Origin of the sequence: Synechococcus sp. WH 7805 (assembly GCF_000153285.1) — a bacterium.
In the GTDB taxonomy this organism is placed as follows: Bacteria; Cyanobacteriota; Cyanobacteriia; order PCC-6307; family Cyanobiaceae; genus Synechococcus_C.
In genome coordinates, this window is record NZ_CH724168.1 from 2485921 (window position 1) to 2498421 (window position 12501).

The 12501-nt window shown below is 57.9% G+C and carries 17 protein-coding genes and 2 tRNA genes; 10 read left to right on the top strand and 9 right to left on the bottom strand.

The window, feature by feature from the left end; genetic code table 11:
* Positions 1-56 precede the first annotated feature (56 nt).
* Genes wecB through WH7805_RS12705 form a run of 4 tightly spaced genes read left to right on the top strand, consistent with a single transcriptional unit; the run spans position 57 to position 3180 of the window.
* Positions 57-1169, top strand: coding sequence for a non-hydrolyzing UDP-N-acetylglucosamine 2-epimerase (gene wecB, locus WH7805_RS12690; protein WP_006043535.1), 1113 nt, complete (start codon positions 57-59; stop codon positions 1167-1169).
* 52 nt (positions 1170-1221) lie between these two features.
* Entirely contained in the window at positions 1222-1695 is a 474-nt protein-coding gene (locus tag WH7805_RS12695; protein ID WP_232199015.1) for a DUF1643 domain-containing protein, read from the top strand.
* The gene (locus WH7805_RS12700) at positions 1695-1940 is read left to right on the top strand and encodes a hypothetical protein (RefSeq protein ID WP_006043537.1); all 246 of its coding nucleotides are present in this window, start codon (positions 1695-1697) and stop codon (positions 1938-1940) included. The genes WH7805_RS12695 and WH7805_RS12700 overlap by 1 nt, the downstream gene beginning before the upstream one ends.
* Positions 1930-3180 (top strand): sodium:proton antiporter, encoded by a 1251-nt coding sequence (locus tag WH7805_RS12705; RefSeq protein WP_006043538.1) that lies wholly within the window; start codon positions 1930-1932, stop codon positions 3178-3180. Before WH7805_RS12700 ends, WH7805_RS12705 begins: the two co-directional genes overlap by 11 nt.
* Here WH7805_RS12705 and gltX read toward each other — a convergent pair.
* The 6 genes from gltX to WH7805_RS12735 form a co-directional block, all read right to left on the bottom strand.
* Complete coding sequence (gltX, locus tag WH7805_RS12710) at positions 3163-4593, bottom strand: glutamate--tRNA ligase (protein ID WP_038004740.1); 1431 nt, start codon at positions 4591-4593, stop codon at positions 3163-3165. The two genes, WH7805_RS12705 and gltX, sit on opposite strands and share 18 nt — an antisense overlap.
* A gap of 21 nt (positions 4594-4614) precedes the next feature.
* Positions 4615-4688 (bottom strand) — tRNA-Asp (locus WH7805_RS12715).
* A 190-nt stretch (positions 4689-4878) separates the two neighbouring features.
* Positions 4879-5067 carry a hyperconserved protein Hcp gene (locus WH7805_RS12720; RefSeq protein WP_006043540.1) on the bottom strand — a complete coding sequence of 63 codons (189 nt, stop codon included), beginning with the start codon at positions 5065-5067 and terminating at the stop codon, positions 4879-4881.
* A gap of 36 nt (positions 5068-5103) precedes the next feature.
* Positions 5104-5176: transfer RNA gene (locus WH7805_RS12725), tRNA-Trp, on the bottom strand.
* Between the two features lie 63 nt (positions 5177-5239).
* Positions 5240-5734 (bottom strand): 50S ribosomal protein L19, encoded by a 495-nt coding sequence (gene rplS, locus WH7805_RS12730; protein WP_006043541.1) that lies wholly within the window; start codon positions 5732-5734, stop codon positions 5240-5242.
* Positions 5735-5766: 32 nt separating this feature from the next.
* Positions 5767-6081, bottom strand: coding sequence for a hypothetical protein (locus WH7805_RS12735; protein ID WP_038005510.1), 315 nt, complete (start codon positions 6079-6081; stop codon positions 5767-5769).
* A 70-nt stretch (positions 6082-6151) separates the two neighbouring features.
* Here WH7805_RS12735 and map point away from each other — a divergent pair, with 70 nt between their 5' ends.
* Positions 6152-6991 carry a type I methionyl aminopeptidase gene (map, locus tag WH7805_RS12740; RefSeq protein WP_006043543.1) on the top strand — a complete coding sequence of 280 codons (840 nt, stop codon included), beginning with the start codon at positions 6152-6154 and terminating at the stop codon, positions 6989-6991.
* Here map and WH7805_RS12745 read toward each other — a convergent pair.
* On the bottom strand, positions 6972-7754 hold the full coding sequence (locus WH7805_RS12745; protein WP_038004742.1) for an SDR family oxidoreductase: 783 nt from the start codon (positions 7752-7754) through the stop codon (positions 6972-6974). The genes map and WH7805_RS12745 overlap by 20 nt on opposite strands.
* A gap of 20 nt (positions 7755-7774) precedes the next feature.
* Between WH7805_RS12745 and ebsA the strand changes: the two genes are divergently transcribed.
* From ebsA to WH7805_RS12760, 3 genes are read left to right on the top strand one after another with little or no spacing between them, the layout of a single operon-like run.
* Positions 7775-8155, top strand: coding sequence for a type IV pilus biogenesis protein EbsA (ebsA, locus tag WH7805_RS12750; protein WP_006043545.1), 381 nt, complete (start codon positions 7775-7777; stop codon positions 8153-8155).
* A 28-nt stretch (positions 8156-8183) separates the two neighbouring features.
* Entirely contained in the window at positions 8184-9272 is a 1089-nt protein-coding gene (locus WH7805_RS12755; RefSeq protein WP_006043546.1) for a phosphotransacetylase family protein, read from the top strand.
* Between the two features lie 36 nt (positions 9273-9308).
* Positions 9309-9821 (top strand): hypothetical protein, encoded by a 513-nt coding sequence (locus WH7805_RS12760; RefSeq protein WP_006043547.1) that lies wholly within the window; start codon positions 9309-9311, stop codon positions 9819-9821.
* A 3-nt stretch (positions 9822-9824) separates the two neighbouring features.
* On the opposite strand, the gene WH7805_RS12765 is transcribed toward WH7805_RS12760, so the two are convergent.
* Positions 9825-10268 (bottom strand): NfeD family protein, encoded by a 444-nt coding sequence (locus WH7805_RS12765; RefSeq protein WP_006043548.1) that lies wholly within the window; start codon positions 10266-10268, stop codon positions 9825-9827.
* A 56-nt stretch (positions 10269-10324) separates the two neighbouring features.
* On the opposite strand from WH7805_RS12765, the gene WH7805_RS12770 reads away from it, so the two are divergent.
* Positions 10325-11239 (top strand): SPFH domain-containing protein, encoded by a 915-nt coding sequence (locus WH7805_RS12770; RefSeq protein WP_006043549.1) that lies wholly within the window; start codon positions 10325-10327, stop codon positions 11237-11239.
* Here WH7805_RS12770 and WH7805_RS12775 read toward each other — a convergent pair.
* A complete protein-coding gene (locus WH7805_RS12775; RefSeq protein ID WP_038005512.1) occupies positions 11236-11691 on the bottom strand; it encodes an MAPEG family protein in 456 nt (151 codons plus the stop codon). The two genes, WH7805_RS12770 and WH7805_RS12775, sit on opposite strands and share 4 nt — an antisense overlap.
* 314 nt (positions 11692-12005) lie before the next feature.
* On the opposite strand from WH7805_RS12775, the gene WH7805_RS12780 reads away from it, so the two are divergent.
* The gene (locus WH7805_RS12780; RefSeq protein WP_006043551.1) at positions 12006-12500 is read left to right on the top strand and encodes a YajQ family cyclic di-GMP-binding protein; all 495 of its coding nucleotides are present in this window, start codon (positions 12006-12008) and stop codon (positions 12498-12500) included.
* Position 12501 lies beyond the last annotated feature (1 nt).

Genomic DNA, 12501 nt, shown 5'->3' on the forward strand with positions numbered 1-12501 from the left:
GGTCGGCTGGGAGCTCGCTGAATCACGCTTAGGATCCCGCCATCGATCCTGCGTCTATGGCGGCCAAGCCTCGTGTCACCATCGTGCTGGGCACCCGGCCGGAAGCCATCAAACTGGCTCCGGTGATTCAGGAATTTCGAGCTTGCTCGGCACTGGAAACCCGCGTTGTACTCACCGGTCAGCACCGGGAGATGGTGACCCAGGTGATGGATCTGTTCCAGCTCACCGCCGATCAGGATCTCGACCTGATGGCCCCCCGTCAGACGCTGACGCACGTCACCTGTGCGGCATTGCAGGGGCTTCGCGACGATTTTCAAGCGTTCCCTCCGCAACTGGTGTTGGTGCAGGGAGACACCACCACGGCCTTTGCGGCGGCTCTTGCTGCGTTTTATGAGCAGATCCCTGTAGGTCATGTGGAGGCAGGTCTGCGCACCGACAACCTCCTGGATCCGTTCCCTGAAGAAGCCAATCGCAGGCTGATCTCCCAGGTGGCTCAGCTGCATTTCGCTCCGACGCAGCGTTCCCAGGCCAATCTCGAGGCCTCCGGGGTTGTGGGTCGAGCCATGGTCACCGGCAATACGGTGATCGATGCGCTGCTGCGTATGGCTGAGCGCGCCCCTGAGCTCACTGACCTGCCCATCGACTGGGCGAAGCAGCGCGTCATCCTTGCCACGGTGCACCGCCGCGAGAACTGGGGGGATCGCCTGCGCAGCATCGCTGAAGGAATGCTTGAGGTGCTGGAGTCCCATCCCGACACCACACTCCTGCTGCCGCTGCACCGGAATCCCACTGTGCGTGAGCCCCTTCAGGACCTGCTCGGTGACCATCCACGTGTGGTGCTCACCGAACCTCTCGACTACGACCGGTTGGTGGCGGCCATGAAAGGTTGCACTCTTCTGCTCACCGATTCCGGTGGCTTACAAGAGGAGGCTCCTGCTCTCGGTAAGCCTGTTCTTGTTCTCAGGCGCACGACCGAGCGTCCGGAAGCTGTGGATGCTGGAACAGCGAAGCTGGTAGGGACGGACAGCGCATCCATCGCTCAGGAAACAGCCCGTCTCCTTGATGACCCAGTGGCTTACGACCAGATGGCCCGTGCGGTCAATCCCTTTGGGGATGGTCTCGCCAGCGGGCGCATCCTCCAGGCCGCCCTTGATCTGCTGGTCACCTGACGCATCCTTCAGCAGGTGCGGCCAGTACCGCTGGTTCCTGCAACGTGCTCTCGTGGAGCCACTGCAGGCTGAAGTTCCGCGAACGCTGATCTTTGTGGGTTTGAACCCTTCTCGAGCCAGTCAGCATCGCGATGATCCAACGCTGCGTCGTCTCTCGGCGTTTGGTACGCGGTGGGGGTATCACCAGCTTGTGGTGATCAATTTGTTCGCGCGGATCTCTCCATCACCAGGGGCGTTGCGGCACTGCAGCGATCCGATCGGTGACAAGACCGATGCTGTTCTTCAGCACTGGATGGAGGATTGGGCTGACCATCCGTCCTGGGATCTCTGGCTGGGCTGGGGGAACCGAGGGACTCTGTTGCAGCGGGATCAGACGGTGGTGACCTGGCTTGCGCTCTGCCTTCGGCGTCGTAGGGCTGGGGCTGGCCCTTTGATCCTGGGAACCACGCGCAGCGGACAGCCGCGCCATCCCCTCTATGTTCCAGGGGATCGAGTTCCGACTCCCTGGGCCTGTACGGTTCGCTGATGTCCCGTCAACCACGCCGCTATCGCATTTCTCTCCACCTGTCGGGAGGTCAGACTGAGGTGGTGCACTTCCCAACGCTCGAGACCTTTCAGGAGTGGTACCAAGGCCTTGTGAACGGCGGCCAGGGTCAGGCATTCGTGAATGTCCCTCTGGGTGAGCTCGAGGGGGAATATCTGGTGATCCGCCCGGATGCGGTGATCGGACTGCGTGTGGAACCGCAATACGCTTCCATCGATGACGCCTGAGCGGCTGGGATTGCTCTGGGGCATCACGGTGTTCGCCGGTGCTGGAGCAAGGCTGCTGTCCGCTCTATCCGGTCTTCCAGGCGTTGTTCTGCTGCTTCTCTCCGGACTGCTGATTGGTCGCTCCGGTTTGGGCTTGGTGGAGCCGCTGGACCTCGGCCAGGGGTTGGAAACCACGGTGGGTCTTCTGGTCAGCCTGGTGCTGTTTGACGGTGGCCTCAATCTTCGTCTTCCCGGTGACACCATCAAGGCGACGGTGCTGCGGATTTCTCTGATCCGCCTGCTGCTGTCTCTCGGGGCCGGGGTGCTGGCTGCACACTGGCTGGCGGGACTGGGCTGGTCGGTGGCTGCCGTCTACAGCGCGATTGTGTTGGGCACGGGGCCGACCGTGGTCACTCCGATCGTTCAGCAGATCCGTCTGGCCTCGCCGCTGGGGGATGTGCTGGAAGCTGAGGGTCTTGTGCTCGAACCGGTGGGGGCGGTGCTGGCTCTGTTGCTTCTCGAATTGCTGCTGGGGGATCTTCACGGCTGGCGTGAGCTGGCGATCGGGCTGATGTCCAGGCTTGGGGGTGGCGTGCTGATTGGTTTGGCCGTGGGCTGGTTGCTTTCGGAAGTGCTGCGGCGATTGCCTTCTGAGCATTCCGTGGGGCTGAGGCTTCAACTCACTCTGGGCGTGCTGTTTCTGATGTTTTCGATCACGGAATGGCTGCTTCCGGAGTCAGGACTTCCTGCTTCGGTGGCCGCAGGTGTGGTGGTGGGGCGTCGCCCGTCCACCCAGGCAGTCCAACTGGATGAGTTGATCAGGGAATTGGCCCGTCTTGCCATCACCATGCTCTTTCCATTGCTGGCGGCCGATGTGTCTTGGGCAGAGCTCAGTCCTCTCGGATGGGGCGGTATCAGCTGTGTGCTCGTGCTGATGCTTGTGGTTCGTCCTGCAGCCGTCAGTGTCGCCACAGTGGGTCTCCCCCTGAACTGGCGGCAACGTCTGTTCCTGGGATGGCTTGCTCCGCGGGGAATCGTGACGGCAGCTGTTGCTTCTTTGTTCGCGATCAGGCTCGAGCAGGCCGGTGTGCTCGGAGCAGGACGACTGCAAGGCCTGGTGTTTCTCACCATCCTGATGACTGTTGGTCTTCAGGGTCTCACCGCCCAGCCCCTCGCCAGGGTTCTCGGTCTGATCGATCTGACTCCCGACGCGTCCAAAGACGCTGCAATGCCTGTGGAACCGTCAGAGGCAGCGCCGTAAACGAGGGAGATCCTGACCGATCTTCGCTAGGAGAGACCAGGTGGTGAGGAGGTCTGGTCCCTGCAGTCGGCCCAGTAGGGCTGCCCTGAGGCTTTTCATCAAGACCCCTTTCTTCACTCCTGCGGTGGTGGCAGCGCTTTTCAGGATCTCCTGGGCTTGGTCCATGGAGTCGCCAGGCCAGGGTGCTTGATCCAGGGTGCTTAGAAGGGCCTGTAGACAGGGTTTTGCACCCTCTTGGGCGAGCTGTTTGAGGGCGTCCTCCTCCAGAGCAGGTTCCATGAAAAAGGGTCTGGCCTGATCCACACCATCGTTCAGGAGTGTCAGAGATGGCCCGAGCAGCTCCACCAAGGACAGTGCCCATCCATTGGGATCGGGGATCGTCCAGCCTTGATCGGCCCAGAGCGGTGAGAGCGCGTTTAAAAGCCTGGAAGGCTCCCAGCCGTGGAGAACCTGGGCATTCAGCCAGTTCAATTTGTCCCAGTCGAACTTGGCGCCGGCTTTGTTGACGCGATCGAAATCGAAGACCTTGGCGGCTGCGTCGAGCGTGAAGATCTCATTCATGCCCTCAGGAACCGACCAGCCCAGCAGGGTCATGTAGTTCGCAAGTGCTTCCGGGGTATAACCCATCTCACGGAAGTCGTTGATGGAGGTGACCCCATCGCGTTTCGACAGCTTGCGCCCCTCGGGATTGAGGATCAGGGGTGCATGGGCGAATGCCGGGATCTGCAAGGACAGCGCTTCGTAGAGAAGCAGCTGTTTGGCGGTATTGGCAATGTGATCTTCCCCTCGGATGACATGACTGATGGCCATCGAGGCGTCGTCAACCACGACCACCAGGTTGTAAAGCGGATCTCCGATCCGATCGGCAGGAGCCCTTCTGGCCACCACCATGTCACCACCGAGGTCGGCACCACGCCAAAGCATCGGACCACGCACGAGATCATTCCAGCGAATGTCGCGATGTTCATCGATGCGGAAACGGATCACGGCTTCTCGCCCTTCGGCCTGGAAGGCTGCTTCCTGCTGCGGCGTGAGATTGCGATGCCGATTGTCGTATCGGGGGGCCTGGTTGCTCGCTTTCTGCTGGGCACGCATGACCTCCAGTTCCTCTTCGCTGGCGTAGCAGCGGTAGGCCAACCCTTGATCCAAAAGACTTTGAATCGCGTTGCGATGGTTTTCGGCTTGCTCGCTTTGGATCACCGGGTCGCCGTCCCAGTCAATGCCTAGCCATTGGAGGCCCTCGAGGATGTTCTGGGTGAATTCCGGCTTGGATCGTTCCTTGTCGGTGTCTTCAATGCGAAGCAAAAACCTGCCGTTCTTGTTCCGCGCGAATAACCAGTTAAAGACTGCGGTACGGGCCGTGCCGATGTGAAGCGTTCCCGTAGGGCTGGGAGCCAGACGTACGCGAACCATGCGAAGTCTCGAGTCATAAAACGGGACCGACGGGATTCGAACCCGCAACTTCCGCCGTGACAGGGCGGTGCTCTAACCGGTTGAACTACGGTCCCAAGTTGACCAACGGATATCTCAATCCGATCGGCTGACCTGTGTCGCCTGCGCGACCAAATCAGTATCAACCTTAGCCCTGCCCTCCGTCAACAGTTGAAAGGCAAACGTTCGGATGAGCCTGAGTGGCAGTCGCTGATAAAAAACCCCACCGATTGGTGGGGTTTTTAGGGAACTTCAGACAATGCTGAATTAGGGACGGAAACCTGCGGGCTCGATGAGCCGAACTTGATTGCCGCGGGCTGTAAATTCGCGACCTTGATCGCTCTGAACAACGACACGACCACCAGATTTGACACGAATCACACGTGCTCGAACCCAGCCTAGTGCGGCTGATTCGAGCACCTTGACCACATCACCAGGTTGAAGATCCAACTCCATGCTCGAACTCAGGAAACTGCAGTAGGGGCCATCGGACGCGCCGTGGAGGACTCGAACCCCCGACATCAGGTTTTGGAGACCTGCGTTCTACCAACTGAACTAACGGCGCAAGGCGATGACCCCCTCGACCATCGCCGTAGCGATGGCATTTGGATTGAACGAGGTCGAAACCTCAGCGATCGAAGCGCTGCTTCACGCGGGTGGCCTTGCCCACCCGTTCCCGCAGATAGAAAAGCTTCGCCCTCCTTACTTTACCGCGACGTTCAACCTTGATGGAGGCAACCTGCGGACTATGCAGCATGAAGACTCTTTCGACGCCAATACCCTGGAAAATCCGGCGCACAGTAATGGTTTGATTCAAGCCGCCATGGCGCTTGGCAATCACCACGCCCTCGTAAGGCTGAACACGTTCCTTATTGCCCTCGCTGATCCGCACACCGACACGAACGGTGTCGCCAACGTAGATCTCAGGGAGATCGGTTTTCAGCTGAGCTGTTTCGAATTCCCGGATCAGCTCCGCCGGCTTAAGGCGAACCGTGCTCACCGTGGGTGATGACTCTTTTGTCGACTCTGCAACTGCAGTATCAGCACCGTTGTTCTCGACAGCGCCATCCGTCGTCGCTGTTGCGCTCTCCTTTGCAGAAGTGTCGTTGGGATCCGCTGCCATCCAGCTCCGGGTAATCACGCCAAACAACCAGCTTACCCTGCCGTCTCTCCCCCTTTAGACCATCTCTTCAGTGCAGAAACCCAGCTTTGCAGGAGCATGCCCCCTCCGGTGAACAACATCCAAATCACCCCCAAGGCGTTGAGAAGAACCACGACAGGTTCGAGTTCTGGTCCAAGCCACTCACCTTCGTGCAGGCTCATCAGCCAATGCGCCTGATCTCGACTCAATCCACCCCAATCCCGCGCTAATCGATAGGTCAGTCCAGTGATGACAGAGGTGAGCAGCGGCAGCAAAACGAACGGAGCAATCCATCGATGCCAGCGCCTGATCTGCGCCATCCAACGCATCACCGTCATTCCCTGAGCACGATTGATAGCGTGACATCAAGACGTCGGGAATGGCCCGAAGGAACGACCGATGAACTTGTTCGCAGATCTTCTGGCCTCAGCCCAGAGCGGCTCCGTCACAGCGACAGGCCCACGCATTCAGCAGCGCCGAGGGGTGGAGATCAAATCGGCACGCGAACTCAAGATCATGGCGAAAGCCAGCCGAATCGTGGCCACGGTGCTCAGGGAAATCATGGACCTGGTGGAACCAGGCCAGACCACTGGCGATCTCGATGCCCATGCCGAACGGAGAATTCGCGAGATGGGCGCTACCCCAAGCTTTAAGGGGTATCACGGCTTTCCCGCCAGCATTTGCGCCAGCATCAACAATGAAGTCGTTCACGGCATTCCCAGCAGTAAGCGGGTGATCAAGGCCGGAGATCTCCTGAAAGTGGATACAGGGGCTTTTTTTGAGGGTTACCACGGCGACAGCTGCGTCACCATCTGTGTGGGTGACGTCAGCGAGGAAGCAGCCACCCTGAGCCGTGTCGCCCAAGAATCACTTCTGGCTGGACTCGCGCAGATCCGTGCCGGCAACACCCTTCTCGATATTGCCGGAGCGGTCGAAGACCGTGTTCGTGAAGGTGGCTTCAGTGTTGTGGAGGACTACACGGGGCACGGCGTTGGTCGCAATCTTCATGAGGAGCCGTCCGTTTTCAATTTCCGAACCGACGCCCTGCCCAATGTGAAGCTCAGGCCAGGAATGACGCTTGCCGTTGAACCGATCCTCAATGCCGGTAGTAAGGATTGCCGCACCCTCAAGGATCGCTGGACCGTGGTGACCCGTGATGGACGAATGTCGGCCCAATGGGAACACACCATCGTGGTGACTTCAGACGGTTGTGAAATTCTTACGGATCGGGGTGATTGATCCTCAAGGTTCTGTTGTAAAGCCAGCGGCCAAGCTCTGTTAAGGGCATCACCACATAGGTGAACGGATTCGGTGAGACCACGATGAGTGGAAGCCCTAGTTGCACTTGAACAAGAACCTGTTTAGCCACGAAGGCAGCTGACAACACACCGATTGGATTGAGGGTCGAGCGAAAAGGCCCAAGCACCAACTTCCGGAGGAGAGGGAGGCCCGATTGACGGCGTTCGGGGACACTCCAGCGCAGGCTGACCAACTGTCCGATCAGCCTTTTGCTCAATTCATAGCCGGGACTGAGAGCTGGTTGGATTTCAGCTTCTGAGGTGTTGACCCACAGTTCCCTTGGCCGTAGGGAGTCTTCGACACAAATCTGCTCGAAACGCTGGATCAGGCGCCAATGGCTGAGGGCATTGATCTCCAGCGCCTTGGTCAAGATTTCAGGAGCCTGATCCCCACCAGGGTTGATGCCATGGTTGAGCACCAGCACATCCAGATCTCGCAGGGTCGGATCGAGAGCCGCTTCCTCACCACTGCACCAGCACACCCAATCTTGTGCAGCCTGCAGTGGCGAATGTGTCTCGACTCTGGCGCGGTGACTGATGCCAACCACCCATGCACCGCGTGCCCTCAATTGCTCTGTGAGGGCGCGCCCCAGTTCACCGTTCGCGCCGGTGATTCCCACCCGTTTCCCTTGCCACCCCTTGGGACCCACACCGATCTGAGGAGAGGTGTTGTTGGTCTGTGCCATCGCGATGAACTGGGGCATGCTTGAGGCACACCGACGGTATGACCTTGTCTGGCCTGTCCTGGGAGGCTCAGTTGGCGCTCTTTGCTCCCTACTGCGGGGGGCTGGAGATGGAGTCATCGCTCCGGGAGGCGCTGGTCCTGCTGCCGTCAGGGGAGCATGTCGGTGAACGGACGCTGGTTGGTGCCCCCGCGCATCGGTTTTCTCTTCGCTGGGATCCAGTGCAGGCTCCGCTGGAGCTCACTCGCTGCGTTCTTCAGTTTGAGAACCATCCCGAGGTTGACTATCGATTCGAGTGTCCAGCCCATCATCTGTTGAACTGGTTGATGGAAGGACCGCTGCAGGGTCGAGGAACTGATCTTCCTGACAGCTTTTGGCAATGGCTCCTTCTCAAGAGGCTCGCGGACGAGAGACCCCTTTAAATTGCAACAAGAACCACTAATTTCCCGTATGGGCTCCACGCTGCTGATCGGATCCTGTGAACCCTTCAGTGGCAAATCAGCCCTTGTGTTGGGCCTGGCACGCCACCTGCTCTCTGCAGGAGAGCGCGTTCGGTTTGGGAAACCCCTGGCCACCAGTTTCGATTGGGTGCCTGAACAGGGTGACTTGCCTGATCCTCTGATTGACGACGATGTGCGTTTCGTGGGCGAGACCCTTGGTCTTGAAGATCAGGAGCTAATTCCTTCGCTGCATCTTCTGTCGCCGTTCACAGCAGAGAACCGTTTGGCGCAGGGCATGTTGACCGCTGGTGATGGCTTGGATCATCTCCGCAAGCAACTCCTTGGTTTTGACGGTGGGGTGACCCTCCTTGAGGCTGCAGGCAACCTGCACGAAGGACTTCTGTATGGCTTGAGCCTCGTACAGCTGGCCAATGAACTCGATGCTCCTGTGGTGCTGGTGCATCTGTGGCAAGACAGCTGCAGTGTGGATGCTCTCCTTGCCGCTAAAACGCAATTGGGGGATCGCCTGCGTGGGGTGGTTCTGAACGCTGTCACCCCCGACGAAGTGGAGGGACTTGAGCGCGAGGTGGTGCCAGCTCTTCAGGGGCTGGGACTCACTGTGTTCGGGGTCATGCCCCGTTCACCTCTGTTACGCAGCGTCACGGTGGGAGAGCTGGTCCGTCGATTGGATGCGCGGGTGATCTGCTGCCCCGAAAAGCTTGAGTTGCTGGTCGAAACCCTCAGCATCGGTGCCATGAATGTGAACTCAGCCATGGAGTTCTTCAGGCGTCGCCGCAATATGGCTGTTGTTACAGGTGCTGACCGCACCGACATTCAGCTGGCTGCCCTGGAAGCTTCCACCCAGTGCCTCATCCTCACGGGAGCCGGCGAACCTCTGCCGCAGCTGATTAATCGGGCTGATGAACTCGAGGTTCCTTTGCTCAAGGTGGAACACGACACTCTGGCCACTGTTGAAGTGATTGAGCAGGCTTTCGGTCACGTTCGGCTGCATGAGGCGGTCAAAGCCACGTATGCCTTTCGCCTGGTGGAGGAACATTGCCGGTTGAGCGATCTCACCAAGGCGGTAGGGCTCGCGTAATCACTGCTAGTTTTTAAACACGCATGCGCGTTGCCATTGAGCCGATCCCTTGATCTTCCTGCACTGGACAAGGTCGACACCCTTGCACAGGAATTGGCCTTGCTTCAGGACAAGGGGCAACGACGCATTGCGATTCTTGGCAGCCGCCATGTTCCAGTGGTGGCAATCCATCTCATTGAACTCATCGCACGCTCCCTTGCTCAGGAGGGTCACTCCCTCTTGACCTCTGGAGCTCAGGGCGTGAATGCTGCTGTCATCAGAGGAGTTCTTGCTGTTGACGCTTCAAAGCTCACGGTTCTTCTTCCTCAGAGTTTGAGCCGCCAGGTGCCAGAGATTCAGAATCAGTTGGATCAAGTACTGCATCTGATTGAAAAGCCAGAGCACGACGATCTGCCTTTGCCGATGGCCAGCAGTCTCTGCAATCAGGACATCATCACGCGCTGTGATCAGTTGATATGCCTGGCGTTTCATGACAGCGAAACGCTTCTTGCGAGTTGCCGCAATGCTGAAGATATGGGGAAAGTGGTGAGTCTTCTTTATTTCGACTGATGATCAGCGCAGGGCTGTGATCGGAAGAACCTGAAGATGGGTTCCTTCACGCCCCATCACTAGAACCTGATCTCCTGGAGCCAGAGGCCGCTCCAGATCAAGGGAACTGGCTGCCCAACTCTGGCCATGCCAACGCACTCGGCCTTCCCCACCTGGACTGATAGAACCAAGGACTTCAGCCATGTCTCCGTTCAGCCTGTGGCGGCTTGGAGACGGCGTGCGTCCGGAGGACCAGCGGCTGAGCCAGACGGTCCCCGTTACGGTGATCAAAAGAAAGAGGCTGAACTGGAGCCAGATCGGCACAGGGGCCAGAGCCGTGAGCACCGAAAGGATCAGTCCTCCCAGTACGGCAACCATCAGACCATCGAAGCTCGGTTGTGATAACTCGATCGCCAGCAAAAGTCCTGCCAGCAGGAGCCAAGCCAGGGGGACTCCAAAGGGAAGCATGGAACGCGACAGACTTTCTTCACTTTGGCGGTTATTTTCGATAGAAACGCATTTTTATGGAAGCGCTTTTCGGTCTGCCTGCCCTTGTTCTTCTGGCGATTTTAGGAACCGGCAGCGTCAAGGTCACCAGCGGAGGTCGATCCAGACTTGTTGAACGCCTTGGAAAATTCGATCGCGAGCTTCAACCGGGCCTCTCCATTGTGATTCCCGTGGTGGAAAAGGTTGTCAGCCATGAATCACTCAAGGAGCGTGTGCTGGATATTCCTCCCCAGCTCTGCATCACTCGAGACAACGTGTCAATCGAGGTCGATGCGGTGGTGTATTGGCAACTTCTTGAACATTCTCAGGCCTATTACGCCGTTGACAATCTCCAGGCGGCGATGGTGAATCTGGTGCTGACCCAGATCCGCGCTGAAATGGGCAAGCTTGACCTCGATCAGACATTCACCACACGCAGTGAAGTGAATGAATTACTCCTCAGGGAACTCGATGAGGCTACGGATCCCTGGGGTGTGAAGGTCACCCGTGTGGAAATGCGGGATATCAATCCCTCCCCTGGTGTAAAGCAGGCAATGGAGGCTCAGATGACGGCTGAACGGGAAAAACGGGCAGCGATTCTGCGTTCCGAGGGAGAGAAGGAAGCTCAGCTCAACGAAGCACGGGGCCGCGCTGAGGCGCTTGTCCTTGATGCCCGAGCGCAGAAAGAAGCGCTTTTGCTGGAGGCGGAGGCCCAGGCCAATCAGCAGAGCGTTCTTGCTGAAGCGAAATCACAAGCAGCTCTTGTTGTGGCCAAAGCACTCGCTGAGAGTCCGCAAACGGAGGAAGCGATCCGTTTGATGCTTGCCGAAAATTGGATGGCGATGGGGCAGCGCATGGCGGATTCGCCAGCGGGAAGTGTATTGATGGTGGATCCCCAGTCCCCGGCATCGCTGTTGGCAGCCCTGAAACAGTTCCAGCAGGGAGATCGCTAAGCCGTTGCAATCAGCGCTCGCAGCCCCTCCAGGTACAAGATGCCCGTGCACAACAAGGCTCCAGCCCAACAAAGACTCCTCACCGCTGGAACGTTGGCGACATAGGCCGGTAAGTACACGAGCCTGAGCAGGGGGTGGAGCAGTGCGGCTGGAATAGCCAGTCCACCCAGGGGACCCGTTTGCATGACTGCCAACAGCGCCAGAAGTGCTGCGGGTGCATGCAAGGTGAAGGATTCAAAACTGTTCTGATGGGCCCAGCTGGCTCTCTGCCCCCACGCGGGAAGACGCTCGAACATGGCTCGTGGCGCCTTCATGTCGCTCAGGGTGTAGTCGGCCTGGGATCGGGCCGCGCCAAGGGGCACGATGCTGACGATCACCACGCCACCAGACAGCACCAGTGACCAGGCGTAGGGGGCCACAGAAGCTTGAGTCAGGAGGTCGATCAGATTCACGGCCAAGAGCGCAATCACTTAGACGATAGGAATCGACCGGATTGCAATGCGCTCCGTTCGCTCTGGCTGATTCTTCGTGGATGAGCACTTAGCCGTTCTTGCTTGATTTCAAAAACACTGCTTCTGCGCACCCCCCCTGTTCGAACGAATTGGAGCCCGACGGCTCACAGATCCGTGTCTATCTCTGTCGAGGATCTCAAGGCCTGAATGGGACCCAAGCCATGATCAATCAATACTTCGAACCATACCGAATAAAAAATTCAGAGGAATGTTGCTGCCCCAGCGCTAGAATACGCAAAGAAAGAATCTGATCGATGGCAACGTATTCCTTTGATGTGGTTTCTGATTTCGATCGACAGGAGCTGGTTAATACCCTTGATCAGGTTCGCCGTGATGTTGGGCAGCGTTACGACCTTAAGGACTCCAAGACAGATATTGAGCTTGAGGATGCAGCAGTCGTGATTACAACCGCTAGTGATATGACCTTGCAGGCTGTTGAGGATGTTCTCCGTGCCAAGGCGACCAAACGCAATCTGTCTTTGAAAATCTTTGATTTTCAAGCTCCTGAGGCGGTTGGAGGTAACCGCGTTAAGCAGGTCATTCAACTCAAGAAAGGACTCAGTCAAGAGCTGGCAAAGAAAATGAGCAAGATCGTGCGTGATGAGCTTAAAAAAGTCACGGTGGCTATCCAGGGTGAAAGTCTTCGTGTTACAGGCAAAAGTAAAGATGACTTGCAACAGGTGATTCAGTTGTTGCGGTCCAAGGAGGATGAGCTTGATGTTCCTCTTCAGTTTGAGAACTATCGCTGAT

What these genes read in the sequence shown, in the direction of transcription:
- wecB (WP_006043535.1), top strand. Translation starts at nt 57, where the DNA reads ATGGCGGCCAAGCCTCGTGTCACCATCGTGCTGGGCACCCGGCCGGAA.
- map (WP_006043543.1), top strand. Translation starts at nt 6,152, where the DNA reads ATGAACTTGTTCGCAGATCTTCTGGCCTCAGCCCAGAGCGGCTCCGTC.
- WH7805_RS12755 (WP_006043546.1), top strand. Translation starts at nt 8,184, where the DNA reads ATGGGCTCCACGCTGCTGATCGGATCCTGTGAACCCTTCAGTGGCAAA.
- ebsA (WP_006043545.1), top strand. Translation starts at nt 7,775, where the DNA reads ATGACCTTGTCTGGCCTGTCCTGGGAGGCTCAGTTGGCGCTCTTTGCT.
- WH7805_RS12735 (WP_038005510.1), bottom strand. Translation starts at nt 6,081, where the DNA reads ATGCGTTGGATGGCGCAGATCAGGCGCTGGCATCGATGGATTGCTCCG.
- WH7805_RS12720 (WP_006043540.1), bottom strand. Translation starts at nt 5,067, where the DNA reads ATGGAGTTGGATCTTCAACCTGGTGATGTGGTCAAGGTGCTCGAATCA.
- WH7805_RS12705 (WP_006043538.1), top strand. Translation starts at nt 1,930, where the DNA reads ATGACGCCTGAGCGGCTGGGATTGCTCTGGGGCATCACGGTGTTCGCC.
- WH7805_RS12770 (WP_006043549.1), top strand. Translation starts at nt 10,325, where the DNA reads ATGGAAGCGCTTTTCGGTCTGCCTGCCCTTGTTCTTCTGGCGATTTTA.
- gltX (WP_038004740.1), bottom strand. Translation starts at nt 4,593, where the DNA reads ATGGTTCGCGTACGTCTGGCTCCCAGCCCTACGGGAACGCTTCACATC.
- WH7805_RS12780 (WP_006043551.1), top strand. Translation starts at nt 12,006, where the DNA reads ATGGCAACGTATTCCTTTGATGTGGTTTCTGATTTCGATCGACAGGAG.
- WH7805_RS12765 (WP_006043548.1), bottom strand. Translation starts at nt 10,268, where the DNA reads ATGCTTCCCTTTGGAGTCCCCCTGGCTTGGCTCCTGCTGGCAGGACTT.
- rplS (WP_006043541.1), bottom strand. Translation starts at nt 5,734, where the DNA reads ATGGCAGCGGATCCCAACGACACTTCTGCAAAGGAGAGCGCAACAGCG.
- WH7805_RS12700 (WP_006043537.1), top strand. Translation starts at nt 1,695, where the DNA reads ATGTCCCGTCAACCACGCCGCTATCGCATTTCTCTCCACCTGTCGGGA.
- WH7805_RS12745 (WP_038004742.1), bottom strand. Translation starts at nt 7,754, where the DNA reads ATGCCCCAGTTCATCGCGATGGCACAGACCAACAACACCTCTCCTCAG.